Origin of the sequence: Actinoplanes sp. SE50/110, from assembly GCF_900119315.1 — a bacterium.
Classification (GTDB): domain Bacteria; phylum Actinomycetota; class Actinomycetes; order Mycobacteriales; family Micromonosporaceae; genus Actinoplanes.
In genome coordinates this window covers 4,544,948-4,569,505 of the sequence record NZ_LT827010.1, presented here as the reverse complement: position 1 = coordinate 4,569,505, position 24,558 = coordinate 4,544,948, and the positions used below count along the sequence as shown (strand labels likewise).

The 24,558-nt window shown below is 73.6% G+C and carries 19 protein-coding genes; 12 read left to right on the top strand and 7 right to left on the bottom strand.

Annotated elements, in window-relative coordinates; all coding sequences use genetic code 11:
- Positions 1-6 precede the first annotated feature (6 nt).
- Positions 7-546, bottom strand: a complete 540-nt coding sequence (locus tag ACSP50_RS20160) for a SigE family RNA polymerase sigma factor (protein ID WP_014691108.1) — start codon at positions 544-546, stop codon at positions 7-9.
- A gap of 158 nt (positions 547-704) precedes the next feature.
- Here ACSP50_RS20160 and ACSP50_RS20155 point away from each other — a divergent pair, with 158 nt between their 5' ends.
- Positions 705-1,211, top strand: a complete 507-nt coding sequence (locus ACSP50_RS20155; protein WP_014691107.1) for a hypothetical protein — start codon at positions 705-707, stop codon at positions 1,209-1,211.
- Here the strand turns inward: ACSP50_RS20155 and ACSP50_RS20150 are convergent.
- Both ACSP50_RS20150 and ACSP50_RS20145 read right to left on the bottom strand, forming a co-directional pair.
- Complete coding sequence (locus tag ACSP50_RS20150; protein ID WP_014691106.1) at positions 1,198-2,325, bottom strand: M23 family metallopeptidase; 1,128 nt, start codon at positions 2,323-2,325, stop codon at positions 1,198-1,200. The two genes, ACSP50_RS20155 and ACSP50_RS20150, sit on opposite strands and share 14 nt — an antisense overlap.
- Entirely contained in the window at positions 2,325-2,924 is a 600-nt protein-coding gene (locus ACSP50_RS20145; protein ID WP_014691105.1) for an HD domain-containing protein, read from the bottom strand. The genes ACSP50_RS20150 and ACSP50_RS20145 overlap by 1 nt, the downstream gene beginning before the upstream one ends.
- 148 nt (positions 2,925-3,072) lie before the next feature.
- Here ACSP50_RS20145 and ACSP50_RS20140 point away from each other — a divergent pair, with 148 nt between their 5' ends.
- The 11 genes from ACSP50_RS20140 to ACSP50_RS20090 all read left to right on the top strand — a co-directional run bounded on the left by ACSP50_RS20140 (position 3,073) and on the right by ACSP50_RS20090 (position 15,755).
- The gene (locus ACSP50_RS20140) at positions 3,073-3,660 is read left to right on the top strand and encodes a response regulator transcription factor (RefSeq protein ID WP_052311652.1); all 588 of its coding nucleotides are present in this window, start codon (positions 3,073-3,075) and stop codon (positions 3,658-3,660) included.
- 63 nt (positions 3,661-3,723) lie between these two features.
- Entirely contained in the window at positions 3,724-4,323 is a 600-nt protein-coding gene (locus ACSP50_RS20135) for a LuxR C-terminal-related transcriptional regulator (RefSeq protein WP_014691103.1), read from the top strand.
- A 101-nt stretch (positions 4,324-4,424) separates the two neighbouring features.
- Positions 4,425-5,723 carry a diaminobutyrate--2-oxoglutarate transaminase gene (locus ACSP50_RS20130; protein ID WP_014691102.1) on the top strand — a complete coding sequence of 433 codons (1,299 nt, stop codon included), beginning with the start codon at positions 4,425-4,427 and terminating at the stop codon, positions 5,721-5,723.
- Between the two features lie 27 nt (positions 5,724-5,750).
- Complete coding sequence (locus tag ACSP50_RS20125; protein ID WP_014691101.1) at positions 5,751-6,650, top strand: ornithine carbamoyltransferase; 900 nt, start codon at positions 5,751-5,753, stop codon at positions 6,648-6,650.
- Complete coding sequence (locus ACSP50_RS20120) at positions 6,647-7,861, top strand: MFS transporter (RefSeq protein ID WP_231956984.1); 1,215 nt, start codon at positions 6,647-6,649, stop codon at positions 7,859-7,861. Before ACSP50_RS20125 ends, ACSP50_RS20120 begins: the two co-directional genes overlap by 4 nt.
- Positions 7,854-10,157, top strand: coding sequence for a lantibiotic dehydratase family protein (locus ACSP50_RS20115; RefSeq protein ID WP_014691099.1), 2,304 nt, complete (start codon positions 7,854-7,856; stop codon positions 10,155-10,157). Before ACSP50_RS20120 ends, ACSP50_RS20115 begins: the two co-directional genes overlap by 8 nt.
- Entirely contained in the window at positions 10,154-11,608 is a 1,455-nt protein-coding gene (locus tag ACSP50_RS20110) for an amino acid adenylation domain-containing protein (protein WP_014691098.1), read from the top strand. The genes ACSP50_RS20115 and ACSP50_RS20110 overlap by 4 nt, the downstream gene beginning before the upstream one ends.
- Positions 11,605-11,835: an acyl carrier protein gene (locus tag ACSP50_RS20105; RefSeq protein WP_014691097.1), complete on the top strand. Its 231-nt coding sequence runs from the start codon at positions 11,605-11,607 to the stop codon at positions 11,833-11,835. The genes ACSP50_RS20110 and ACSP50_RS20105 overlap by 4 nt, the downstream gene beginning before the upstream one ends.
- Before the next feature lies 1 nt (position 11,836).
- Positions 11,837-14,131 (top strand): lantibiotic dehydratase, encoded by a 2,295-nt coding sequence (locus ACSP50_RS20100; RefSeq protein ID WP_014691096.1) that lies wholly within the window; start codon positions 11,837-11,839, stop codon positions 14,129-14,131.
- A 57-nt stretch (positions 14,132-14,188) separates the two neighbouring features.
- The gene (locus ACSP50_RS20095) at positions 14,189-14,998 is read left to right on the top strand and encodes an LLM class F420-dependent oxidoreductase (protein ID WP_014691095.1); all 810 of its coding nucleotides are present in this window, start codon (positions 14,189-14,191) and stop codon (positions 14,996-14,998) included.
- Positions 14,999-15,008: 10 nt separating this feature from the next.
- Positions 15,009-15,755 (top strand): DinB family protein, encoded by a 747-nt coding sequence (locus ACSP50_RS20090; protein WP_043514828.1) that lies wholly within the window; start codon positions 15,009-15,011, stop codon positions 15,753-15,755.
- A 24-nt stretch (positions 15,756-15,779) separates the two neighbouring features.
- Here ACSP50_RS20090 and ACSP50_RS20085 read toward each other — a convergent pair whose 3' ends face one another.
- The 4 genes from ACSP50_RS20085 to ACSP50_RS20070 all read right to left on the bottom strand — a co-directional run bounded on the left by ACSP50_RS20085 (position 15,780) and on the right by ACSP50_RS20070 (position 24,556).
- Positions 15,780-16,487, bottom strand: a complete 708-nt coding sequence (locus tag ACSP50_RS20085) for a pentapeptide repeat-containing protein (protein WP_014691093.1) — start codon at positions 16,485-16,487, stop codon at positions 15,780-15,782.
- Entirely contained in the window at positions 16,484-16,831 is a 348-nt protein-coding gene (locus tag ACSP50_RS20080) for a hypothetical protein (protein WP_014691092.1), read from the bottom strand. Before ACSP50_RS20080 ends, ACSP50_RS20085 begins: the two co-directional genes overlap by 4 nt.
- The gene (locus tag ACSP50_RS20075) at positions 16,824-17,288 is read right to left on the bottom strand and encodes a hypothetical protein (protein WP_014691091.1); all 465 of its coding nucleotides are present in this window, start codon (positions 17,286-17,288) and stop codon (positions 16,824-16,826) included. Before ACSP50_RS20075 ends, ACSP50_RS20080 begins: the two co-directional genes overlap by 8 nt.
- 242 nt (positions 17,289-17,530) lie before the next feature.
- Entirely contained in the window at positions 17,531-24,556 is a 7,026-nt protein-coding gene (locus ACSP50_RS20070; protein WP_014691090.1) for a non-ribosomal peptide synthetase, read from the bottom strand.
- Positions 24,557-24,558: the final 2 nt, after the last annotated feature.

Sequence of the window (24,558 nt, the reverse complement as noted above, 5' to 3'; positions counted from 1 at the left end):
CGTCCCTCAGGGCCGGTGGTCGGTGTGCTCGGTGAGGCTCTCGCCGGACGCCGGGTCGGCGAAGCTGACCCGGAGCTTGCGCAGCGCGCGGAAACAGGTCGACTTCACCGTGCCGAGGGTGACGCCGAGCGCCTCCGCTGTCTCCCGCTCCGTGTAGTCGTCCAGGTAGCGCAACACCACGACGGCGCGTTCCCGGGGGGCGAGAGCGTCCAGGGCGGCCAGGAGCGAGTGGCGGTCCTCGACCGTGTTCTCCATCACCGGCGGCAGGTCGGGCAGCACGTCGACCGGCTGCTCGTGACGCTGGTGCGCGGTGCGCCACCAGTCGATGACCGCGTTGGTCACCGCCCGGTGCAGATACCCGTAGGGATCGTCCTGCTCGATGTGCTGCCACCGGCGGTAGGCGCGGACCAGGGCCGACTGCACGATGTCGCGCGCCTGCTCATGGTGGCCGCACAGCAGTTCGGCGTGCGCGATGAGCCGACCGGAGCGCGCCGCCACGAAGGCGCTGAACGTCTCGTCGGTATGGCGGCGTTGTCTGACTCTCATGATCACTAAGACGGCATGGCCGGGCGAAAGGTTGACAGACCCGCCGGCCGATCGCGTTGGCATGTTTCCGGGATTCGCCGGGCGCGGCCGGTCGGCATGCTCATGGACATCACACGCATCACGGGATGCGGGATCGTCCTCCGGGGGAGAAAAAGATCGTGAACGTTCGTACGCCGCTCGTCGTCGCCGCCGTCGTCACCGCCGCCGCCCTCACCGGCTGCTCCAGCACCGCGACCACCGGCAGCGCCGCCCCCGCCACCACCGCGCCCGGCACGGCCGGCAGCCCGGCAGCCGGTGGCATCGCCGGCGGCGGCTCCGCCAAGCCGGCCCCCGGCACCCACACCCCGACCACCAAGCCGGCCGGCACGCACGCGCCGACCGGGAAGCCGGCCGCTTCCGACGGCTGCACCCCGTCGGAGGCGACGCTGCTCAAGGCGCTGCGCACCGGCAAGCTCGTCGGCGTGCTGGCGCCGACCGACACGCTGACCGAGATCACCTGCTACCAGGGTTACGCGCTGGCGCTGACCCACCCGAAGGAGGCCGACAACGCCCGGGCGGTCTTCCACTACACCGGTGGCGCGTGGCACGGCATCGGCGGCGGCACCTCCGACTACTGCGAGGGCATCGTCCCGGCCGCCGTCCAGCCGCACCTCAAGCACTGCTGATCCGCCGCCCGCGGTGCAGGGTGCCGCTGATACCGGCGACGTCGAGGTCCAGGCCGCGACCATCGTGCAGGTGCAGGTGCAGGTGCGGCTCGGTGCTGTTACCGGAGTTGCCGACCAGCCCGACCTGCTCGCCGGCCCGGACCTGCTGACCCGGCACGACCCGCACCGACCCCGGTCGCAGGTGGGCCAGCACGACCCGGATGCCGGCCCGGTCGATGACGACGTGGTTGCCGAACGGCGGTCCGTAGCGGATCACCCCCGGCACCTGGTCGGGCAGGCCGTCGACCGCGGTGACGATCCGGCCGTCGCACGGCGCGGTCACCGGTGCGCCGTACGACGGATGGTCCGTCAGTCTCCGGCCGCCTGCGCCACCGGGCCGGACCAGGTCCACCGCGCCACGCTGCTCGGGGACGCGCCGGTGGTGGTTGAGCCCGCGGCCGCCACCCTGGACCACGTACCAGGTCCCGCGCAGCGGGAACGCGGTCAGCCTCGCGGCGCTCCCCCACCGGAACCGCCGCCCGCGCACCAGCAGCACACCGACAGCCCCGAGGAGCAACGCACCCGGCACGACCCGCCACGCGGCGCCCGCGGGCAGGCCCGGGACCCGCCCCACCGCGGCGAACGCCACCAGGAACTCCGCCTCCACCAGCCGTCGCCACCACCGGGGCAGCGCACCCGGAGCGCCGAAGCCCTCGAACAGCACCAGCCCGGCCAGCAGGGCCAGCAGCCGGCCCGCCGCGCCCGCCACCGACCCGGCCTGCCAGCAGGAGACCACCCAGCACGCCAGGCCCGCCCCGGCGACACCGCGCAGCACCGCCGGCCGCGACCACGGCCGTCGCCGCGGCCGGTAGCGCCGGCCGTCGACGAGCAGGCCGGTCAGCCGTCCGTCGCGGACCCGCGCCCAGGCCAGCACCGCCCCGGCCGGACCGGTGACCAGCAGCCCGTCCGGAGCGTCCGCCACCCCGGAGATCCCGCCGACCCGCTCCCCGGTGGCGGCCACGATCGCGCGCAGCCGGTCCTCGCCCACCCGCCGCACCACCTCGGGCGCGAGCTGCGGCCACACCCGCGGGTCGGCGGTCAGGAAGCGCCGCAGAACCTCCGCCTCGTCGGTCATCACGCGGTGAGCCGGTGCCCGTATCCGGTCGCCAGGGGCAGCAGATCCGGTTCGCCGTACGCGGTGACCATCTCGCCGAACCGCTGCGCCTTGCCCGGCCCGAAGCGGGCGACGCTGACCGTGTAGGCCGCCGCCGACACGAACACCGGCGGGTTCTTCTTGCTGTGGAACTTGTCGGCGTACATGACCAGGGTCTCCTCCGGCGTCTCGGCCACATAGTCGCCCGGCGGCAGCGGCAACCCCTGGTCGAGCACGTCCGCCCGGGTCACCCCGACGCCGGTGTGGCAGGAACAGAATCGGCACAGGTAGTCCGGCCAGCCCTGCGCCTCGAGGAGTTGATGCCCGAGCAGCCCGTGCCGGATGTAGTTCGGGTAGTCGAGCACCCCGTCCCGCCCGTACAGCCGGTAGACCCCGATGTCGTGCAGCAGGCAGCCGGCCCGGACCAGATCCGGATCCACCCCGAGCTCGCGGCGCGCCATCAGCTGCTCGGCGATCCGGCAGACGATTTCGCAGTGCGTCCACACCAGGTCGAACGCCTCCGGAGTGGGGGCCACGCGCTCGTGCAACTGCCGGATCTCGGCATCCGAGGGAATCCACATGTCCGCGAATCATTCCAGGCGGCCATGGGTGTCCCCGGACCGGATCCGGCGCGAATGTGGGGTGGGACTACCGATGCGCCGGCCCCGGCCGGGCCGGAGGGTGGTGAGCGGCGCGCAGGACCCGGCGGCCACGAGGTGGGGAGAGACCGTGGAGACGTTGCAGGCACATCTGTTCGGGCGCGACATCGACGGGCTGGCCGCCCTGCTGGTGCGGGCCGGCGTCCGGGTCACCCCGCTGCGGGACGAGCCGCAGGCGACCGTGGTGGTCAGCGGGGCCACCGTCGCCGAGGCCCTCGACGCCTGCCCGGAGACGTACCGCAAGCAGCGGTTCGGCCTGCTCGTCGTGGCGGAGTCGCTCGACGCCGCCGGGGTGCGGCACGGGTTCCGGGCCGGGGTGCGCGCGATGCTGCCGCGGGCCGGGGTGACTCCGGACCGGCTGGCCGCGGCCCTGCATTCCGCCGGCCAGGGTGACCGGCGGATACCCTACCCGGCGATGGTCAAGCTGCTCGCCGGCGCGGCGCCGGCACCACGGGAGCTGTCGGCCGAGCCGCTGACCCCGCAGCAGGCCCGGGTGCTACGGATGATCGCCGAGGGGCAGAGCAACGCCGCCATCGCCCGGGACCTGGCCTGCTCGGAGCACACCGTGAAGAACGCCGTGTACGACCTGATGGCCCGGCTGCATGTGAACAACCGGGCGCACGCGGTGGCCCGCGGCATCCGGACCGGGCTGATCTGAACCACCGAATCCGGGTAGTTCCTACGCCTGTCCCGCGACCGCGCACCCGCTTGGCTGGGCGGCATGACGGGTGAATCGGTGAATGTCAGTGTCATCGCGCTGGATCCTGTGCTCGAAGCCGGCACGCGCAGCGCGCTGAGCGATCGTCCCGGCGTGGCGGTGGTGGGCGTGGGGGTGCCCGCCGCGGTCACCATCGTGATCGTCGACGAGGTCGACGAGCAGGTGCTGGACCTGGTCCGGCTGACCCGGGCGGCGCCGCACCGGCCCGAGGTGGTGGTGGTCGCCACGGAGGTGGCGCAGCCGCAGGCCCTGCACGCCATCGCCTCCGGGGCCCGCGGCCTGCTGCGCCGGCGGGAGGCGAGCGCGGCGCGGCTGACCCGGGCCGTGCTGGCCGCGGCGAGCGGCGACTGCACCGTACCGCCCGATCTGCTCGACGATCTGCTGGACACGGGCGCGCGCGGCCCGGCGGTCGCCGGGCTGACCGACCGGGAACGGGCGGTGCTGCGGCTGGTCGCCGACGGCCGGGAGACCGGCGACATCGCCCGGACACTGTCCTACTCGCCGCGCACGGTGACCAGCATCGTGCACGACATCACCCAGCGGTACCGGCTGCGCAACCGGGCGCACGCCGTCGCGTACGCCATGCGGGTCGGTCTGCTGTGAACGGTGAGAGTGCCTGTTCTTCTCTGCCGCGGGCGCCGGCCGCTGGCGACTCTGGAGGACGTCACGCAGCTCCAGGGATTCACGCAGAACAGAGGAACCTCATGGCGATCGCACCCGTCACCCGGCAGGTCAAGAGGGCATCCGACTTCTCGGTCTTCGAAGATCTCGAGTCCGACGTCCGGATCTACTGTCGCAAGTTCCCCGCGGTCTTCCACCGGGCGAAGGGCGCGGAGCTCTACGCCGAGGACGGCCGGATGTTCATCGACTTCTTCGGCGGCGCCGGCACGATGAACTACGGCCACAACAACGAGTACATCAAGAGCCGGGTGACCGGATACCTGGCCGGCGACGGGCTGATGCACGGCCTGGACATGCACACCGTCGCCAAACGGGAGTTCCTGTCGGCCTTCGCCGAGCTCGTGCTGCGCCCCCGCGACCTCGACTACAAGGTGCAGTTCTGCGGCCCGACCGGCACCGACGCGGTGGAGGCGGCGCTCAAGCTGGCCCGCAAGGCCACCGGGCGCACCGGTCTGATCGCGTTCACCGGCGCCTACCACGGGATGTCGCGCGGCTCGCTCGGCGTCACCGGCGGGTTGCGGGCCCGCCGGGCCGGCGGCGTCACCGCGCAGGACGTCACCTTCATCCCGTACGAGGACGGACCGCACGGCGCCTTCGACGGGGTCGCGCTGCTCGAACGCCTGCTCGACGATCCGTCGTCGGGGGTGGCCCGGCCGGCCGCGGTCATCGTCGAACCGATGCAGATGGAGGGTGGGATGTATCCGGCCTCCCCGGACTGGTTGCGCCGGCTGCGCGCGGTCACCGAGAAGTACGGTGTGCTGCTCATCCTCGACGAGATCCAGGCGGGTTGCGGGCGTACCGGCACGTTCTTCTGTTTCGAGCGGGCCGGGATCGTGCCCGACGTCGTCACCGTCTCCAAGGCCATCGGCGGTTACGGCCTCCCGCTGTCGATGACCCTGTTCCGGCGGGAGCTCGACGCCTGGGAGCCGGGCGAGCACACCGGGACCTTCCGCGGCAACCAGCTCGCCTTCGTCGCCGCCACCGCCGCCTGCGAACTGTGGCAGCAGACCCAGTTCCGCACCGACGTGGTGGCCGCGGCCCGGCGGCTGGAGCGGTTCGGCGCGGAGATCGCGCGGACGCATCCGGGCGTCGCGGTCCGCGGGCTCGGCACGGCGCTCGGCATCGACCTCGGCCGCGACGGCGGCGGCGGCGGTCCGGAGCGGGCCGCGCTCGTCCAGCGGTACGCGTTCGACCACGGCGTGCTGGTCGAACTGTGCGGCCGCCACGACGAGGTCGTCAAGATCCTGCCACCGCTGAACATCGACATCCCCCGGCTCGACCGCGGCCTGGACGTGCTGCGCGACGCCCTCGGCACGGTGTGAGACCACCCGCGGCACCCAGGAGGAGACATGCGCACGCGACGGCACCTCATCTCGATCGACGACCTCAGCGACGAGGACCTGCGCTGGATCGTGCGCCGCGGCGCGGAGTACAGCGCGGGCACCGCGGGCGGCGGCCGCCCGCTCGACGGCGACATCGTCGGTGTGCTGTTCCGCAACACGTCCACCCGGACCCGGACCGCGTTCTCGGCGGCGGCGCTGCGACTCGGCGGGCGGCTCATCACGTACGGGCCGCAGGATCTGCAGGAGAACACCGGCGAGACCGCGGGCGACACCGGCGCGGTGCTGTCCCGGATGCTCGACGTGCTGGTGGTGCGCACCGCCGGCGGGGACGCCGAGCTGCGGGCGTACGCGGCGTCGCGGCGGATGGCCGTGATCAACGCGATGAGTGCCAGCGAGCACCCGACCCAGGCGCTGACCGATCTGACCACGCTCACCCGCCACTTCGGTGGCGTCGACGGACTGCGCGTGCTCTACGTCGGCGAGGGCAACAACACCGCGTCGGCGCTGTGCCTGGCGCTGTCCCGGTTCCCCGGCACCGAGCTGCACCTGCGGACGCCGCCGGGCTTCGGCGTCGACCGGTCGTTCCTGGACCGCGCCGGCTCCCGGGTCGTCCAGCGCCACGACATGACCGACCTGCCGAAGGTCGACGTCGTCTACACCACCCGATGGCAGACCACCGGCACCACCAAACCGGTGCCGAACTGGCGCGAGCTGTTCGCGCCGTTCCAGGCCGACGATGCGGTGATGGCGGCCACCGGCGCCGGCGTCTTCCTGCACGACCTGCCCGCGCACCGTGGCGAGGAGGTCACCGCCGAGTTGCTCGACGGGCCGCAGAGCATCGCCTTCGAGCAGGCCGAGAACAAGTACCACAGTGCCCGGGCGGTGCTGGAATGGTGCTCCCGGTGAGCCGCGCCGGCGCGCGGGCCGCGATGTACACCGCCGGCGGCATCTCCTCGTTCGGCACCCAGATGACCATGCTGGCGCTGCCCTGGCTGGTGCTGGAGACGACCGGTTCGGCGGCCCGGACCGGCGTGGTCTACGCCGTGCAGGTGCTTCCGCTGGCGCTGCTCGGCTTCGCCGGTGGCGGCGTGCTGCAGCGGCTGGGCGCACGGCGCACCATGCTGCTGGGCGACGCGTTGCGGGCGCCGCTGGTGGCCGCCGTCCCGATCCTGCACGCGGCCGGCGCGCTGAGCTTCGGGCTGCTGCTCACCCTGGTCGCGGTGGTCGGCGTGTGCGGCGTCCCGTACGCGGCCGCCCAGCGGGTGCTGGCGATGGACCTGATCGGTGCCTCGCCGGGCGCGCTGACCCGGGCCTACGGCGTGCTGGACGGCGTCTACAACGCGGCGGCGCTGGGCGGTCCCGCGGTGGCGGGCACGCTGATCGCCGTGGCCGGCGCCGCCGACGTGCTGTGGATCGACGCCGCCTCGTTCGCGGTCTCCTTCCTGCTCCTGCTGACCCTGGTGCCGGGCGGCGCCGGCCGGGCCGCGGCGGCCGGCCGGGATCGCGGCACCTGGGCGGGGCTGCGCTATCTGCGCAGCGACCGGGTCCTCGGCCAGGCGGTGCTCTCGACGGTGCTGTTCGGCCTGGTGCTGCGGGTGCTGGCGTTGAGCCTGCCGCTGCTGGCGTACACCCGGTTCGGTCACGACGCCCGGGCCGGGGGCCTGCTGGTCGCCGGCTCCGGTGCGGGCGCGCTGATCGGCTCGCTGGTCACCTACCTGGTGTCCACCCGGGTGGAGCCGGTGCGCCTGGCCCGCGCCGCCATGGTGATGATCGCCCTGCCGCTGTGGTTCCTGCTCTGGCCCGCCCCGCCCGCCGCGCTGGTGGTGGCGGTCGCCGTGTCGTCGGCGGCGGTGACCGTCTCGAACGCCCCCTACGCCGCGATCGTGAGCACCCGGGCACCGGCCGGCGTGCTGCCGGCCGTGGTCCAGACGGTGATCACGATCAGTACCCTCGCCGGGCCGCTGGGCCTGCTGCTGGCCGGGGTGCTGACCGACCGCGCCGGCATCGGCGTGGTCCTGCTCGCCGTCGCCGGCACCGCCACGATCGCCGCCGTCAACGTGCTGGTCGCGCTCTCCCGCCTGCGGCCCGCTCCGGAAAGGACGCTGGGACATGTCTGACCAAGTGCATCTGGCCGGTGGCTGGCGGCTGTGGAGCCAGTTCGCGCTGCGCGGGCCCGGTTTCCCGGCCGACGGCGTACTGCGGCTGGCTCCCGCCGGTCTCGCCGCCGCGGCCGACAAGGCCGCCCAGGCGCCGCCGGCCGGCCCGGAGTGGGCGGACTTCACCGGACTCTACGATGCGGCCGCGGTCGCCACCGCGCTGGAGCTGCAGCGGGTCGCGGCGCTGCCGGCCTTCCAGGCCGCCGTCGCCTGGCAGAACCGGGCCGTGCTCGGCACCGGGATCCGCCCCTTCCTGGCCTGGCAGCCGAGTGCGGCCGGGCGGACCAGCATGCCGCGCCAGCGGGAGGAGCTCGTCGCCCACTACTGGCAGCGGTTCTGCGTCAAGAACGACACCATCGGCTTCTTCGGCCCGGTCGGGTGGGGCCGGATCGACCGCACGGTGCCGGGCGTCGTGGTCGACCCCGGCGACCGGTTCCTGGCGGCGTCCGAGGTGTACTTCTCCAGCTGGGCGATCGACGCGGTGGCCAAGACCGTCGAACAGATTCCGGGCCTGCGCGAGCACGTCGCCCCGCGCCGCGTCTCCTACGCCCGGATCGGCGCGGACACCGTCACGGTCGCCGGCAGCCCCGCCCAGCCGATCGACGCCGAGGCCCGGCGGATCCTCGCCCTGTGTGACGGCGCCCGGCTGCCGGCCGAGATCGCCGCGGCGACCGGCCGGCCCGCCGGTGAGGTGCTGGACGTGCTGGACGTGCTGGCCCGCCGCCGCTGGATCGTGTGGCGCCTGGAGATCCCCGCCGACACCCACCCGGACCGCTGGCTGCGGGCCACCCTGGCGCGCATCGCCGACCCCCGGATCCGGCAGGACGCCCTGTCCCGGCTGGCGGTCGTGGAGCGCGGCCGGGACCGGGTGCGGGCGGCGGGCCGCGACCCGGCCGCGCTGCTGGACGCCTTCGACCGCATGGAGACGGCGTTCGCCGAGCTGACCGCGACGGCCGCCCAGCGGGAGAAGGGTGCGCGGACGGCACCGTGCCGGGCACTGACGTATGCCGACACCCGGCGCGCCGCGACCGTCCGGGTGGGCGCGGCCGTGCTGGCCGAGCTCACCCCGCTGAGCTTCTGCCTGACCGCGGCCCGTTGGCTGGTCCACCGGTTCGCCGAGGTCGCCGAGGGCCGGATCCGGGAACGGTTCGAGACACTGCGCGCCGAGCTGGGCACCGTGGATCTCGCCTCGCTGTGGATGCGGTGCATCCCCAACCCGTACGCCGGAGCCCCCGACGACGCCGAGGAGATCCGCCGGGAGCTCCAGCGACGCTGGGCCGCGATCATCGACGCGCCGCCCGGCGCCCGCCGGGTGCGGCTGCGCGCCGCCGACATCGCCGACCGGGTCGCCGCCGCCTTCGACGAGCCCGGCCGCGGCTGGGCCCTCGCCCGCTACGCGAGTCCCGACGTGTTCGTGCTGGCCGACAGCGCCGAGGCGGTGGCCCGGGGGGACTTCGAGCTGGTGCTGGGCGAGATGCACGTGGGCACCAACACCCTGACCCAGTCGCTGTTCGTCATGCAGCACCCGGACGCGGCGGAGCTGATCGCCGAGACCGACACCGACTTCCCCGGCCCGCGGCTGATGCCGATGCTGCCCAAGGAGTCCAAGGCACTGCGCTGGTCGACCCGCAGCCGACCGGCCCTGATCCGGCCGGCGGACTACCTGGTCGGCGTGGTCGACCACACCGCCGACCCGCATCGGCCGCGCACCCTCGCCGGGGCCGACGTCCTGGTCGAGGAGCGCGACGGCACGCTGGAAGCGGTCCTGCCCGGCGGCGAGCGGTTCCCCCTGCTCGACGTGTTCGGCAACGCGCTGACCAACCAGGTCATGAACCGGTTCGCCGTGCAGCCCGACGAGGGACACACCCCCCGGGTCACGGTCGACCGGATGGTGCTCTCCCGGGAGACCTGGCGGCTGCCCGCGGACACCCTGCGATTCGCGGCCGAGAAGTCCGAGGCCGCCCGCTTCGTGGCCGCCCGGGCGTGGCGGGAGCACCAGGGCCTGCCCCGGTTCGCCTTCGTCGTGTCACCGGCCGAGCCACGGCCGTTCTACGTGGACTTCGACAGCCCGGTCTACGTGAGCATCCTGGCCAAGGCGATCCGCCGGCTCAGCAGGGCCGACCCGGTGGCCGTGCTGACCGTCAGCGAGATGCTGCCCACCCCCGAGCAGGCCTGGCTCACCGACGACCAGGGCGCCCGCTACTGCAGCGAACTGCGGTTCGTGGCGGTCGACCAGAGCACCGGAGGCCCGCGATGATGCCCACCTTCGTATCCGAGCTGCCGGACGGCGACACTCCGGCGCTCATCACCCCCGGCGGCAGCCTCAGCCGCCGCGACCTGCACCACCGCTCCCGGGCCCTGGCCTGGGCGCTCGCCGCCCGGCAGGCCGGCCCGGAGAAGATCTGCGTCGTCGCCCTGGCGGACGGCGTCGACCGGATCGTCGCGGTCACCGCGACCGTGCGCACCGGGGCGGCGTTCCTGATCGTCGACACCGACCTGCCCGACCAGCGGCTCGCCGCCCTGGCCCGCGGCGCGGACCTGACGATCACCAGCGCGGCCCTGGCGCCCCGGCTCGCCGCCCTCGGCCTGCCCGGGCCGGCCGTCCTGGTCGACGACACCCATCCCGAGCTGCCCCTGCCCACCCGGGTGGCGCCGCGCTCGCTGGCCTATGTCAGCCACACCTCCGGCTCGACCGGCACCCCCAACGCGGTCCTGATCGAACACCGCTGGATGCATCCCTACCTGCGCGGCATCGTGCGCGACTACGACCTCGGCCCGGACACGGTGGCCGTGCAGCTCGCCCCGCCCGGCTTCGACGCCGCCCTGCGCGACACCTATGCCCCGCTGGTCGCCGGCGGCCGCCTGGTGGTCCTGCCGCGCGCCACGCTGCTGCGGCCGGCGCAGTTCTTCGCGGCCCTGGCCGAACACGGGGTCAACAGCATGCTCAGCGTCACGCCCTCGTTCCTCACCTTCCTGCTCGGACAGCCGGGCGCCGAGCAGGCCCTGCGCGGTCTGCGGCTGGTCGCGACGACCGGCGAGCCGATCCGTCCGTTCCTGCTCGCCGGCGGACGCCGGCTGATCGCCGGACGGCTGATCAACCAGTACGGGCCGACCGAGTGCACGATGACCACCACCCGCTTCGAGGTGCCCCGGGAACCGGACACGAGCCGGGACGTGATCGGCACGCCCGTCGACGGCACCGCGGTGCGGCTGGCGGCCGGTGGTGAGCTGTGCATCGCCGGTCCCGGCGTCGCGCGCGGCTACGCCGGCCGGCCCGGCCTGACCGCCGACCGGTTCGTGCCCGACCCGGACGGGCCGCCCGGCGCCCGCATGTACCGCACCGGGGACCTGGCCCGGCGCGGGCCGGACGGCAACCTGGAGTACCTCGGCCGCCGCGACCGGCAGATCAAGATCCGCGGTTACCGGATCGACCCCGGCGAGGTCGAGGGCGCGCTGCTCACCCACCCGGCCGTGACCGGCGCCGCGATCACCGCGGCGGCCGACGACAGGGCCCGCACCTACCTGGTCGCCCACCTGACCGGCGACCTGGCCGGGGTCGCCGACGCCGCGCTGCGCGCGCACCTCGCCCGGACCCTGCCGCCGCACATGATCCCCCGGCGCTTCGCCCGGCTGCACCGCTTCCCGACCACCCGCACCGGCAAGGTGGACCGCCTCACCCTGGCCGCCTCGGAAAGGACCGCTCGATGAGCACCAACCAGACCACCGATCTCACCGAACTGATCACCGAGATCTACCGGGAGACGCTCGCGGACGCCACGCTCGGACCCGACTGCGACTTCTTCGAGGCGGGCGGGGACTCGCTGGCCGCCTTCCAGATCACCGCCCGGCTCCAGGAGCACCTGGGCACCGACGTACCGGTGGCGCTGGTGTTCTCCTATCCGACGCCGGCCGACCTGGCCGAGTGGGTGCGCTGAGATGGCCGGTTCGGAGAGCACGCCGCTGCTGCTCGGCGGCCGGTTCCGGCTGTGGGAACAGTTCGCGCTGCGCGGCCCGGGTTTCCCGGCCGAGGGGGTGTTGCGGCTCGTCGCCCCGGAACTGTCGGCGGCCGCCCTTTCGGAGGTGCCTTCCCCGGAGGCCGCTTTTCCGGAGGCCGCTTCTCCGGAGGCCGCTTCTCCGGAGGCCGCTTTTCTGGAGACCTATGACGCGGCCGCGGTGAAGACCGCGCTCACCCTGCAGGAGATCGCGGCCCGGCCCGACTACAAGGCCGCGGTGGCGTGGCAGAACCGGGCGCTGCTCGACCGGGCGGTCCGGCCGTTCCTGCGCGCGCGCCCCGCGTCGGCCCGCACCAGCAAGGACCGTCAGCGTGAGGAGCTGGTGGCCCACTACTGGCAGCGGTTCTGCGTCAAGAACGACACCATCGGCTTCTTCGGCCCGGTCGGCTGGGGCAGGTACGACCCCGGAGTGTCCGGCCTGGTGGTCGAGCCGGGCGAGGGCCTGGTCGAGCGGACGAACATCTACTTCGCGAGCTGGGCGATCGACGCTCTGGCCCGCAGCCTGGGCGCCGATCCGGTGCTGGCCCGCTGGGTGGCCCCGCGGCGGGTCCCGTTCGTGACCACCGCGGCCGCCCTGCCCGGCTGCCCGGCCCAGGATCTGTCGCCGGAGCTGCTGCGGGTGCTGCGCTACTGCGACGGGATCCGGACGCCCGCGGCGATCGGGGAACTGACCGGCACGGATCCCACTGAGGCGCTGTCCGAACTGGTCCGGCGGCGGCTGGTGCACTGGCGGCTGGATCTGCCCGCCGACGCGTACCCGGAGCGGCATCTGCGCGCCTGGCTCGAGGGGGTCGGCGACGATGACGCCCGGCGGCGCGGGCTCGACCGGCTCGACCGGCTCGAACGCGGTCGGGAGCGGGTCCGCGCGGCCACCGGCCCGGGCGAGCTGGCGGCCGCGATCGAGGCGCTGGAGAACGACTTCGCCGCGCTGACCGACGCCGCCTCGGCCCGGGAGAAGAGCGCCGGCACGGCACCCGGGCGCGGCCTGATCTACGCGGACTGCCGGCGATCCGCGTCGGTCCGCGTCGGCGGCGACGTGGTCGCCGCCCTCGCCCCGCTGGAGCTGCTCCTGTCCAGCACCACCTGGCTCACCTCGGAGTTGGCCCGGCGGTTCCGCTCCCGGATCCGGCAGGTGTTCGACGAGTCGCGCCCGGCCGACCTGGCCGCCTTCTGGTTCGCCTGCATGCCGGTGGTGCACCGCGACGCCCCGGCCGACGCGGCCGAGCTGCAGCAGGAGTTCTGGCGCCGCTGGCAGGACATCCTCGGCCCGTGCTCGGACGCCCGCCGGGTACGGCTGCGCCTCGCCGACATCGAGGAGCGGGTCCACCACAGTTTCCCCTCGACCGGCGGTGGCTGGCCGTCCGCCCGCTACCTCAGCCCGGACGTCATGATCGCCGCGGCGAGCGCCGAGGCGGCCGGCCGCGGCGAGTTCGCACTGGTCCTCGGCGAACTGCACGTCGCCATCAACACCCTCGGCGCCGCCCTGTACCTCCATCAGCACCCGAATCCGGACGAGATGCTGGAGCTGACCACCCGGGACCACCCGGCGCCCCGGCTGCTGCCGATGATCGCCAAGGAGAACCGTTCCCGGCTGTCCATCCGGATCCGCTACAGCCTGGCCCGGCCCGAGGACCACTACGTCGCGTTGGCCGACTTCACCGCGGACCCACGCCGCCCCCGTACGGTCAACTGCGCGGACGTCGCCGTCCAGGCCGACGGCGACACCCTGTTCGCGGTCCTCCCGGACGGCACGCGGTACGACGTCGTCGACGCGTTCTCCCACGTCCTGACCACCCTCGTGATGGACCGGTGGCGGATCCTGCCCGAAGCGGACCACACCCCGCGGGTGACCGTCGACAAGGTGGTGCTGGCCCGGGAGACGTGGCGGTTCCCCGCCGCCGAGCAGGGCTTCGCCGACGCGAAGACGGAGGCGCTCCGGTTCGCCGCGGCACGCCGATGGGCCGCGGAGCGGCAGCTCCCCCGGTTCGTCTTCGTGACCTCGCCGGCCGAGCCACGGCCGCTGTTCGTCGACTTCGACAGCCCGGTCTTCGTGAATCTGCTCGCCAAGGCCGTCCGCCGGCTGGTGCGCAAGGACCCGGCGGCCCGGCTGACGGTGAGCGAGATGCTGCCCACCCCGGAGCAGACCTGGCTCACCGACGACCAGGGCAACCGGTACACCTCGGAGCTGCGCTTCGTCGCCTACGACACGGCACGCTGAGCACCCGGCTGATCTCCGCGGCGGTGGGCTTGGTGGCCGGATCTACGATTCTCGATCGTGACGACGACACCGGGCACGATACGAGTCGCGATCCAGATCCCACCGTCGCGGGCGGACTATGCGGCCATCCGGCGGGCCGTGGCCGAAGCCGACGCGCTCGGCGTCGACGCGATCTTCAACTGGGACCACTTCTTCCCGCTCGGCAAGGACCCCTCCGGCAAGCATTTCGAGTGCTGGACCACGCTCGCGGCCTGGGCCGAGTCCACCGGCCACGCCGCGATCGGCGCGTTGGTCAGTTGCGTCGCCTACCGCAACCCCGACCTGCTCGCCGACATGGCCCGCACCGTCGACCACATCAGCGACGGTCGGGCGATCCTCGGCATCGGCGCGGGCTTCCGCGAGTGGGAGGCCGAGGAGTACGGCTTCGCGTTCGGATCACCGGCTCAGCGGGTGCGCGAGCTACGCGAGGCCCTGCACCGCATCGAACGCCGGCTGCAGCTGCTCAACCCGCGCCCGATCCGGCGGATGCCGATCCTGGTTGCCGCCGACGGGCCCCAGGCGCTGCGGCTGGTGGCCCGGTACGCCGACATCTGGCAGACCTTCGCCGAGGACGACGTCTTCAGCGAGAAGTCGCGCCGACTCGACGGGTTCTGCGATGAACTGCGGCGTGACCCGGCCACCATCGAACGGGCGGTGTTCGTCGACGGCGACCCGTGGACCGTCGCAGCGCCGCTGCGTGCGCGCGGCGCCGGCATGTTCACCCTGATGACCCGCGGCCCGGACTTCGATCTCGACGAGCTACGCCGCTGGCTCGCCTGGCGCGACGAGGAGAACGCCCGCCTCCCGGTGGCCGCCCGGAATCCGTGATGATGCAGTGGTGACCACCTTCTCCGGCACCGGGCAGTTCGCCGGCGCGACCTTCGTCAGGACCAGCTTCCAGGGCGCCACCCTGCGATTCTCCGATGTCAGCGGTGTGACGATGCGCAGCGTCGAGGTGGACGGCCTCGACATCGACAGCCACGACCTGTTCTCCGGCCGTCTCCTGGTCAACGGCGTCGATGTGGTGCCGCTCGTGGATGCCGAGCTCAACCGGCAGTTCCCGGGCCGCGAGCTGCAGCGGGCCCAGACCCCCGCGGGGCTGCGCGAGGGCTGGGCCGCGGTACGTGCCGCCTGGCAGACGACGGTGGCGGACACTCCCCCGGACCTCGTGGACGCCCACGTCGCGGACGAGTGGTCACTGGCCCAGACCCTGCGGCACCTCGTCCTGGCGACCGACGCCTGGCTGCGCGGCGCGATCCTGCGGACGCCCCGCCCGTTTCACGAGATCGGCCAGATCTTCACCGGGGCCGACCGGATGGGCTTCGACATGTCGATCTTCCGCACCGATCCGCCGGCCTACGCGGAGATCCTCACGGTCCGTGCCGAGCGTCAGCGGATGGTCACCGACTTTTTGGCCACGGCCACGACGGACCTGCTCGCCGAGCAGCGCGACAACCCTTGGGGCGGCGGCGACCGGCGTCCCAGCGTCGGTGACTGCATCCGGGTGATCCTGGAGGAGGAGTGGGCGCACCTGCGCTACATCAAACGGGATCTCGCCCGCCTGCGCCAGCGGCCGGCAACCTGACCCGTGGGACGCTGGGAGCCGCGGTCACCGGCTGACCGGAGATGCAGCCCGGTCGTCGGCACCGGGCTGATCGGACGTGATCCGGTACCCGCCGCCGGGCAACGGCTCGGATCGGTCGGCGATCCATGTCGACCACCCGGCCGGCCAGACCGTGGACCGATCCCACACCGCCTCGTCGAGCCTGGCCGGGGTGGCCCATGCCCCACGAAGATCCGCTCCGCGCAGGTCCGCCCCACGAAGATCCGCCCCGCCCAGATTCGCCCTGGTGAGGTTTGCACCGATGAGGTATGTCCCGATGAGGTGCGACTCGTTGAGGTCCGCGTTGGCGAGATTCGCCCCGGTGAGGTCCGCCCCGATGAGGTACGCCTGATGAAGGTTCGCTCCGCGCAGGTTCGCCCTGGTGAGGTCCGCCCAGGAGAGCTTCGCCCCGAAGAGGTTCGCCTCGAAGAGGATCACCTCGATGAGCTTGACCCCGCGGAGGTTCGCACCGCGGAGGTCTGCCTCGCTGAGGTCGTAGTGGGTGCCGAGGCGGCGAGTTCCCTGACGGATGACGTCGATCGGGGGTTGAGCTCTACCGTTGCCGGGATTGGCGCGGATCCGGGCAACGGCGGCGTCGGCGTGCTGCTGAATGTCGGCGTCGGTCAGGGGGTCCGGATACCCGTCGCGCAGGAGGCGGGCCGCCAGGGCGTGGAAGCTGCCGAACGTGCGCGGTGGGGTGACGGGATCGGTCATTCGGTGGCCTCCTTACCGGTGGCAGAGGCGCGGGCAAGCTCCTCGGTGGGCACCGGGGTGCCTTTGCGGCACCAACAACACCAGGGAAAATATCGCCTGGTGGTGAAGAAATCAGCGGTTGCGGTCACGGCCTGGCGTACGGCGGTGTCGCCGGTGGCGGTCTTGGCGACCGCGTCGGTGTTGAAGACTGCCTGCACGGCGCGTTCCCAGTGGTCCTCGGCGGCCGGCCAGTCGTGATCGTGCAGGACGACGAAGGCGGCGGCGAAGCCGTCCGGGACGTTGTAGCCACTGTGGGCATACACGAGGTTCTTCAGCGGAGGGATCTCCGGGATCCAGTCAGGCATCCGGGTCGTCCAACGGGGTGCCGAGGACATCGGTGATCGAGCGGCTGCGGCGGGCGGTAATGGCCCGCTCGATGGTGATGCCGATGGCGGCACCGACGATCGCCGGGGTGGCCAGCCAGCCCGCCACCGACAACGGCCAGGCCAGCGCGGGCACGGCGACCGCATGATCGCCCGGGGAGATGACGCCGATGGTCACGTCGTAGGTTGTCCGCCAGCAATTGACCAGGCCGTTGGTCACATACAGCGCGAGGAAGACGCCGGTCAGAGGCAAACCGCGGACCAGAAGCCAGTGCTGCAGGCCGGTGTGCGCGCCCACCGCCCGCAAGCGGCGGCGCCACCGGGCCCGGGTCCAGAACGGCTCCGGCGGTGGCGGCAACAGCGGGAGGCCGGACGGGTTCGACGCCGCGGTTGCCGGTGCGCAGGGCGCGGAGCCGGCAGGGTCCGGCGGATCGGGCATGGCGGCCACGGTAGTGGGCCGGGACCAGTGATTCCACTGGCCATGGTCGGGCTTCCACTAATGGGCGATGACCCGTACGGGGCATGTCGACGGCGTGTCGCCGCGCCGGCTCGGGCAAGTCTTCCCGACCTGGCACCGACCGGGCACCTCGGGCCGGCTCCCATGATCACTGCCGGGTTCGAGGCCTGGGCGAGGGCGGTCATGACGGGGTGACCGGCCCGTCATGACCGCCGCGTGCTGTGTCAGGCGTCGTCCAGCAGGCCGGTGATCAGCTCGGCGAAGCGGCGGACGTGCGGCTCCCGCAGGACGCTGAAGTGGTCGCCCGGGACGCGATGCACCCGGACCCCACCGGTGACCAGTTCCCGCCAGCGGGCCAGATAGTCGCCGTAGCTCTGCCCCGAGGCGACCTCGTGCTCACCGCGGACCAGCTCGTCGCTGGCAATCAGTTCCAGGCGCCCCGGGAAGACGCGGTGCCGGTAGCTCATGTCCATCTCCATCACCTCCCGCCAGATGCGCACCGCGGCCGGCCAGTGGCCGGCGCCGCCCTCGGGCAGGACGATGCCGGTCGCCGGGTCGACGTCGTCGACCAGGTGGTCGAGCAGGCTCAGGATCTCGGTCCGGCGCTGTGGCGTGTCCGCTCCCTCGGCCAGCAACGCCTCCAGGCGGCGCATCAGGGCCAGCTCGCTCCAGCCGTCGTCCCGGCTGTGCATGTCCAGGCCGGGGTCGAGCAGCATCACCGTGACCTGCTCCCCCGCGTCGATCAACCGGTGGGCCATCTCCATCGCGATGCCGCTGCCGCCGCACCAGCTGAGGATCCGGTAGGGACCCTCCAGCCGCGCGTCGCGCAGTTCGGCCAGGTAGCGGGCCGCCATCTGTTCGGTGCTCGGGGTGCCCTGCGGGTGCGGTCCGGGCCATTCGAACGCGGCCACCGGCTGCTCGGGGTGCAGGTGCGGGAGCAGCCGCTGGTACCAGTGCGCACTGCCACCGCCGGGGTGTACGCAGATCAGCGGCACCCGCCCGGTCCCGTCGCGCAGCCACATCAGTGCCCTGCCGGAGCTCTGTTCGGTCAGGGTGGCCGCCAGCCGGGCGACCGTGCGCTGTTCCAGGAAGGATCGGAAGGTCAGCTCGTAGCCGTGCCGGGAGCGCAGCGCCGCGATCACCCGCATCATGGCCAGTGAGTGTCCGCCGAGGTCGAAGAAGTCGTCGTCGGCACCGATCCGGGCGACGCCGAGCGCCTCGCTCCACGCCTGCGCGAGGTGCCGCTCCCGGTCGGTGCGGGGTGCGGTGTACGCGGCGCCGGTCGCCGGCCGGGATCCGTCCGGGGCGGGCAGCGCGGCCCGGTCGACCTTGCCCGCCGGGGTCAGCGGGAAGTCGTCGACCGCGCGGAAGTGGGTCGGGATCAGGTGCTGCGGCAGCCGGTCGGCCAGGTGCGCACGGAGGTCGGCCGCCGGGACACCGCCACGGGTGTAGGCGACGAGGGTGGCGTCGGGCGTGCCGGGCCGGTGCACGGTGCAGACCGCGCCGGTGACCCCGGGGCAGGCGGCCAGGGCGTGTTCGACCTCGCCCAGCTCGATCCGGAAGCCGCGGACCTTGACCTGGTGATCGCGGCGGCCGTGGAAGCTCAGGGTGCCCTCGGCTGACCGGGAGGCCACGTCGCCGGTGCGGTACATCCGCTGGCCGGGCACGGTCGCGTACGGGTCGGGGACGAACCGTTCGGCGGTCAGCGCCGGACGGCCCAGGTAGCCGCGGCTCACGCCGGCCCCGCCGACGACCAGTTCGCCGCGCACGCCGGCGGGCAGCGGCCGCTGATCGTGGTCGAGGACGTAGACGCGGGCGTTGGCGAACGGCTGCCCGATCGGCGGCGGGCCGGCCGGCGCCGAGGTGCCGAGCTCGGCGGCGGCCGCGCAGACCGCGGTCTCGGTCGGCCCGTACCCGTTGACCACCCGGGTGTGCGGGGCCCACCGCGCCACCTGTTCGGCGGTGACCGCCTCACCCGCCGTGACCAGCACCCGCAGGTGCGGGAAGTCGTCGGGCCGGAGACGGTCCAGCAGGGACGGCGGCACCGTCATGTGGGTGACGACGCCGGCCTGGGCGCGCAGGTCACCCGGGTCGGTGCCGGGCGGCGGCAGCACCAGCGCGGCGCCGTTGGTGAGCGCCATCGCCAGTTCCCACACCGAGGCGTCGAAGCTGGGTGAGGCGAACTGCAGCACCCGGTCGCCGGGGCGGACGTCGAGGTGCCGGTTCTGGGCGTGGCGCAGGTTGAGCAGCGCCCGGTGCGGCACGCCGACGCCCTTGGGCCGCCCGGTGGAGCCCGAGGTGTAGATGACGTAGGCGAGGTTCTCCCCGTTGAGCGCCGGCGGCGGGGCGGCGGGCAGGGTGCGGTAGGCCTCGTGGTCGACGATCTCGGCGCCGGGGGCGAGGGCGGCGTACGCCGGGTCGGTGAGCACGACCGCGGGTGCCGCGTCGTCGAGCATGTACCGGATCCGCTCGGCCGGGTAGGCGGGATCCAGCGGCAGGAAGGCGCCGCCGGCCCGGAGCACGGCGAGCATGGCGACGACGAGATCCGTGCCGCGGGGCAGCAGCAGGCCGACCACCGTGTCCGGGCCGACGCCCAGCCGGTGCAGGCGGGCGGCGAGCCCGCCGGCGAGGGCGTGGACCTCGTCGTAGGACAGGGTTCGGTCGCCCTGCCGCAGCGCGACCGCCGCGCCGGTCGGGACCAGGTCGTGCAGCAGCGGCAGCGCGGGGAAGGCGACCGGGTTCTGGAACCGGTCGACGGCGTCGTGGCGGTCGGCGGCCGCCAGGCCCACGGCTCGGGCGTCGCCGCCGGGGTCGGCCGCCATGGCCTCCAGGACGTGCCGGTACGTGCGCCGCAGCAGCTCCAGGTGGGGCCGCCCGATCCGGGCCGGGTCGGCACCGAGCCGCAGCACGCCGGGGAAGGTCCACACTTCCAGCGCGAGGCTGCCCGGGCTGAAGTCGTCGATCATCCGCACCCCGGACTCGGCCTCGCCGGCCAGCACGTGGAAGTCGAGGTAGCCGAACGCGACCTCGATCAGCCGCGAGGCCGATCCCCAGTCCCGTTGCATCGTGGGCTGCGGGTAGCGCCGGTGCGGCCACAGCCGGGCCTCCTCGGCGAACACTCCGGCGACCAGCTCGCGCCACGTGCGGGCGCGGGTGTCGGCGGCGAACGGCACGGTGTTGAGGTACATGCCGAACACCTCGTCGCCGCGCAGCCGCTCCGGCCGGCCGTTGCAGAGCAGTCCGTCGAAGAAGCGTTCCTGGCCGGTGGCGACGCTCAACGCCTTGAGGTGGGCGGCGTGCAGCACGCTCTTGAGCGAGGCGTTCGCCGCGGCGGCCAGCCGCTTGAGCCCCGGGGCCAGGTCGGCCCAGGGCACGTCGACGATGGTGGCCGGGGCGCCGGCGGGCTCGGTGGCCCACTCCGGCGGCAGCTCGAACCGGTCGCGGGAGGCGACCGTGGCGGCCCAGAACTCCCGGTCCTCGGTGGAATCGAGGGCGGCGCGCTCCAGGTGGACGAAGTCGGCGAACCGGACGCCGGGCGGCGCGGGCAGCTCGGGCGGGGTGCCGTCGCGCACGCCGCGGTAGAGGTCGATCAGCATCGCGACGGTCGCGGTGTGACTCCAGCCGTCCAGTATCGCGTGGCACTCGGCGTGGGTGAGCAGCCACTCCTGGTCGCTGAGCAGGTGCACGGTGTAGCGCACCAGCGGGGCCCGGCCGATGTCGAACGGTACTTCCCGCTCGGCGGCCAGGAACGAACGTACCGCGTCCTGTTGGTCCGCAGCGGGCCGGCCGCGCAGATCGCGGACCTCGACCGGCAGCTCGGCCCGTTCGTGCACCAGCTGCATGATCTCCGAGTAGGTGCCCAGGTCGAACGAGGTACGCAGGATCTCGTGCCGGACGAGCAGCAGCCGCAGTGCCTGCTCCAGCGCCCCGGCCGCGAACGGCTTGCCGTCGCGGATCCGGTAGCAGGAGACGTTGCGGTACACCGCCCGGTCCGCCCCGGACAGCATCTCGTACAGCATGCCGGCCTGGTTCTGGGTGATCGGGTAGGCGTCGCTGAGTCCCGGCGGCAGCAGACGCCGATCGGCGTCGCTGATCTGGGTGAACGGCTCGACCGGCCGCTCCGGGGAGGACTCGGCGCGGGACCCGGTCAGCTCGGCGAGCGCGGCGACGCTCTGGTGGGTGAACATGTCCTGCACCCGCAGGGCGATCCCGGCGGCACGGGCCGCGCCCACCACCCGGATCGCCCGCATGGAGTCGCCGCCGAGCTGGAAGAAGCTGTCGTGGCGGCCGACCTTCGCGATGCCGAGGGCGGCGCCGAACTCGCCGGCGAGCAGGTTCTCCACCTCGCCGTGCGGGGCGTCGTACGCGCCGGTCGGCACCGGGGCGTCCGGGTCGGGCAGGGCCCGGCGGTCGAGCTTGCCGCTGCCGGTCAGCGGCAGGGCGGCCAGCACGGCCCAGCGTGCCGGGATCATCGCCTCGGGCAGCCGACGGCGCAGGTGGGCCCGGATGTCGTCGACGCTCGTGTCGGTGACGACGTAGCCGACGAGCTGTCCGTCGGCGACGGCGGCCGCCGCGTCGGTGACCCCCGGGCACTCCCGCAACACGGTCTCGACCTCGCCCAGCTCGATGCGCTGCCCGGCGATCTTCACCTGGTGGTCGAGGCGGCCGAGGTATTCGATGGTGCCGTCGGGCCGGTGGCGGGCCAGATCACCGGTGCGGTAGAGGCGGCCGCCGGGGTCGGCACCGAACGGGTCGGGCACGAACCGGTCCGCGGTCAGGCCGGGCCGCCCGATGTAGCCGCGGGCCACCTGCACGCCGCCGATCAGCAGTTCGCCGGGCACGCCCACCGGTTGCGGCCGCCCGCGGTCGTCGACGATGTACGCGCTGGTGTTGGCGATCGGCCGGCCGATGGTGACCGGCTCGCCGGGCAGACAGCGCAGGGCGGTGACGTCCACGGCGGTCTCGGTCGGCCCGTACAGATTGTGCAGTTCGCCGCCGATCCGCTCGTGCACCGCGTCGGCCAGGTCCGCCGGCAGCGCCTCGCCGCTGCAGATGATCCGCCGCACCGAGGGCAGCGTGCCGCACGGCTCGGCCAGGAAGGCGCGCAGCATCGACGGGACGAAGTGCAGCGTGGTGATCCGCTCGGCGGCGATCAGGGCGGCGAGATAGGCCGGGTCGCGGTGGCCGCCGGGGCGGGCCACCACCAGCGTCGCGCCGGTCAGCAGCGGCCAGAAGAACTCCCACACCGAGACGTCGAACCCGGCCGGTGTCTTCTGCAGCACCCGGTCGCCGGCGTCCAGCCGGTAGGTCTGCTGCATCCACTGCAGCCGGTTGACGATGGCCCGGTGCTCGATCAGCACGCCCTTGGGCCGGCCGGTCGAGCCCGAGGTGTAGATGACATAGGCGGCGTGGGCGGGGGTGACCCCGCTGACCGGATCGCTGTCGTCCCCGCCCTCGGCATCGGCGAGCAGCCGCTCGGTGACCACGATGCGGGCGCCGGCGTCCTGGGCCATGAAGGCCCGCCGGTCGGCCGGGTGCTCCGGGTCCAGCGGCAGATAGGCGGCGCCCGCCTTGAGCACGCCGAGCAGGGCGAACACCAGGTCGGCGCCGCGCGGCAGCTCGACCGCCACCACCGACTCCGGCCCGGCGCCGAGGCCGCGCAGGTGGTGGGCGATCCGGTTGGCACGGGCGTTGACTTCGGCGTACGTCCATTCCCGCCCCTCGTATCGCAACGCTGTCGCCGTGGGTGTGCCGGCGGCCTGCGCCTCGAGCAGGGCGGGCAGTGTGCCACCCGGATAGGTCTGCACGCTGCCGTTCCCACCGCGGGTGAGCTGCCGCAGCTCCCCCGCGGTGAGCAGATCCAGCCGGTCGGCTGGGGATCGCGGGTCGGCCACGGCCCCGGCGAGCAGCTGCCCGAGATGCCCGGCGAGCCGCTCGACGGTGGCCCGGTCGAACAGGGCGGTGGCGTAGGTGATGCCGCCGGCCAGCGATCCGTCGGGCCGCTCGGCGATCGCGACGGTCAGGTCGAACTTGGCGCTGCTCTCCCCGACCGGGATCCGCTCGAACCGCAGTCCGCCCGCCTCGCGAACGGTGGCCGGCGTGTCGTCCATCAGGAACATCGTGCTGAACAGCGGGGTCCGCGACGGATCGCGCCCCGGCGCCAGTTCCTCGACGAGCCGTTCGAACGGCAGATCCTGGTGGGCGTGGGCGTCCAGCGTGACGTCGCGCACCCGGTCGAGGACGTCGGAGTAGGACGGGCTGCCGCTCAGGTCGGCGCGCAGCACGACGGTGTTGACGAACAGGCCGGGAAGGTCCTGGACCTGCGGGTGGTCGCGGCCGGCGACGGTGGTGCCGACCGCGATGTCGTCGAGCCCGGTGTATCGCGACAGCAGGATCAGGTATCCGGCGAGGGCCGCCTGGAACGTGGTCGCGCCACGCCGCCGGGCCAGCTCGGACAGCTTCCGGGCGACCGGCGCGGGGATCACGAACGGCAGGAAGGCACCCGCGGGGTCGCGCACCGGCGGCCGGGGACGGTCGGCCGGCAGTTCCACCGGGACGAGACCGGCCAGCCGGTCACGCCAGAAGGCCAGGTGCTCGTCGAGTGGGGCGCCGGTGCGCTGCCAGAGAGCGACGTCGGCGTACTGCAGGGCCGGTGGCCCGGGAAACCGGTGCCCGGCGTAGAGCCGGATGAGCTCGTCGACGAGCAGGCCGTCGGACCAGCCGTCGGTGGCGATGTGGTGGATGGTCAGCGCGAGTGCGTGCTCGTGCGGGCCGAGCCGGGCCAGGGTCGCCCGCAGCACCGGGCCGTCGGCGAGGTCGACCGGCTGCCGGTCGGTGGTGCCCAGGGCGGCGAGCCGGGCCTCGGCCCGGGCCCGGTCGAGCGCGCGCAGGTCGAGCCGGGTCAGATCGACCGGGGCCGGGTCGTCGATCACCTGCACCGGGTCGCCGTCGCGGAGCGGATAGCGGGTGCGCAGCACCTCGTGGCGGGCGACGAGAGTGTCGAGCGCGCGGCGCAGGGCGGGCTCGTCGAGCGGGCCGGTGAGGCGCAACACCGTGCTGGCCAGGTATTCGGTGGTGCCCGGCTGGAGCTGGTCGAGCAGCCAGAGCCGCTGCTGGGCGTACGAAAGCGGAATCGGCGCCGAACGATCCGCCGGTCGCGGGCCGGCGGCCGGCCGCGGCGCGGTGACGCCGCTGAGCCGGCGGCGCATCAGCTCCGCGCGCAGCGACGCCGGATCCATGGTCTCGGTCATAG

Excerpts from the sequence above, each read along its gene's own strand:
- ACSP50_RS20075 (WP_014691091.1), bottom strand. The coding sequence starts at position 17,288 with ATGCCCGATCCGCCGGACCCTGCCGGCTCCGCGCCCTGCGCACCGGCA.
- ACSP50_RS20100 (WP_014691096.1), top strand. The coding sequence starts at position 11,837 with ATGGCCGGTTCGGAGAGCACGCCGCTGCTGCTCGGCGGCCGGTTCCGG.
- ACSP50_RS20080 (WP_014691092.1), bottom strand. The coding sequence starts at position 16,831 with ATGCCTGACTGGATCCCGGAGATCCCTCCGCTGAAGAACCTCGTGTAT.
- ACSP50_RS20070 (WP_014691090.1), bottom strand. The coding sequence starts at position 24,556 with ATGACCGAGACCATGGATCCGGCGTCGCTGCGCGCGGAGCTGATGCGC.
- ACSP50_RS20145 (WP_014691105.1), bottom strand. The coding sequence starts at position 2,924 with ATGTGGATTCCCTCGGATGCCGAGATCCGGCAGTTGCACGAGCGCGTG.
- ACSP50_RS20130 (WP_014691102.1), top strand. The coding sequence starts at position 4,425 with ATGGCGATCGCACCCGTCACCCGGCAGGTCAAGAGGGCATCCGACTTC.
- ACSP50_RS20085 (WP_014691093.1), bottom strand. The coding sequence starts at position 16,487 with ATGACCGATCCCGTCACCCCACCGCGCACGTTCGGCAGCTTCCACGCC.
- ACSP50_RS20135 (WP_014691103.1), top strand. The coding sequence starts at position 3,724 with ATGACGGGTGAATCGGTGAATGTCAGTGTCATCGCGCTGGATCCTGTG.
- ACSP50_RS20110 (WP_014691098.1), top strand. The coding sequence starts at position 10,154 with ATGATGCCCACCTTCGTATCCGAGCTGCCGGACGGCGACACTCCGGCG.
- ACSP50_RS20160 (WP_014691108.1), bottom strand. The coding sequence starts at position 546 with ATGAGAGTCAGACAACGCCGCCATACCGACGAGACGTTCAGCGCCTTC.
- ACSP50_RS20125 (WP_014691101.1), top strand. The coding sequence starts at position 5,751 with ATGCGCACGCGACGGCACCTCATCTCGATCGACGACCTCAGCGACGAG.
- ACSP50_RS20115 (WP_014691099.1), top strand. The coding sequence starts at position 7,854 with ATGTCTGACCAAGTGCATCTGGCCGGTGGCTGGCGGCTGTGGAGCCAG.
- ACSP50_RS20150 (WP_014691106.1), bottom strand. The coding sequence starts at position 2,325 with ATGACCGACGAGGCGGAGGTTCTGCGGCGCTTCCTGACCGCCGACCCG.
- ACSP50_RS20105 (WP_014691097.1), top strand. The coding sequence starts at position 11,605 with ATGAGCACCAACCAGACCACCGATCTCACCGAACTGATCACCGAGATC.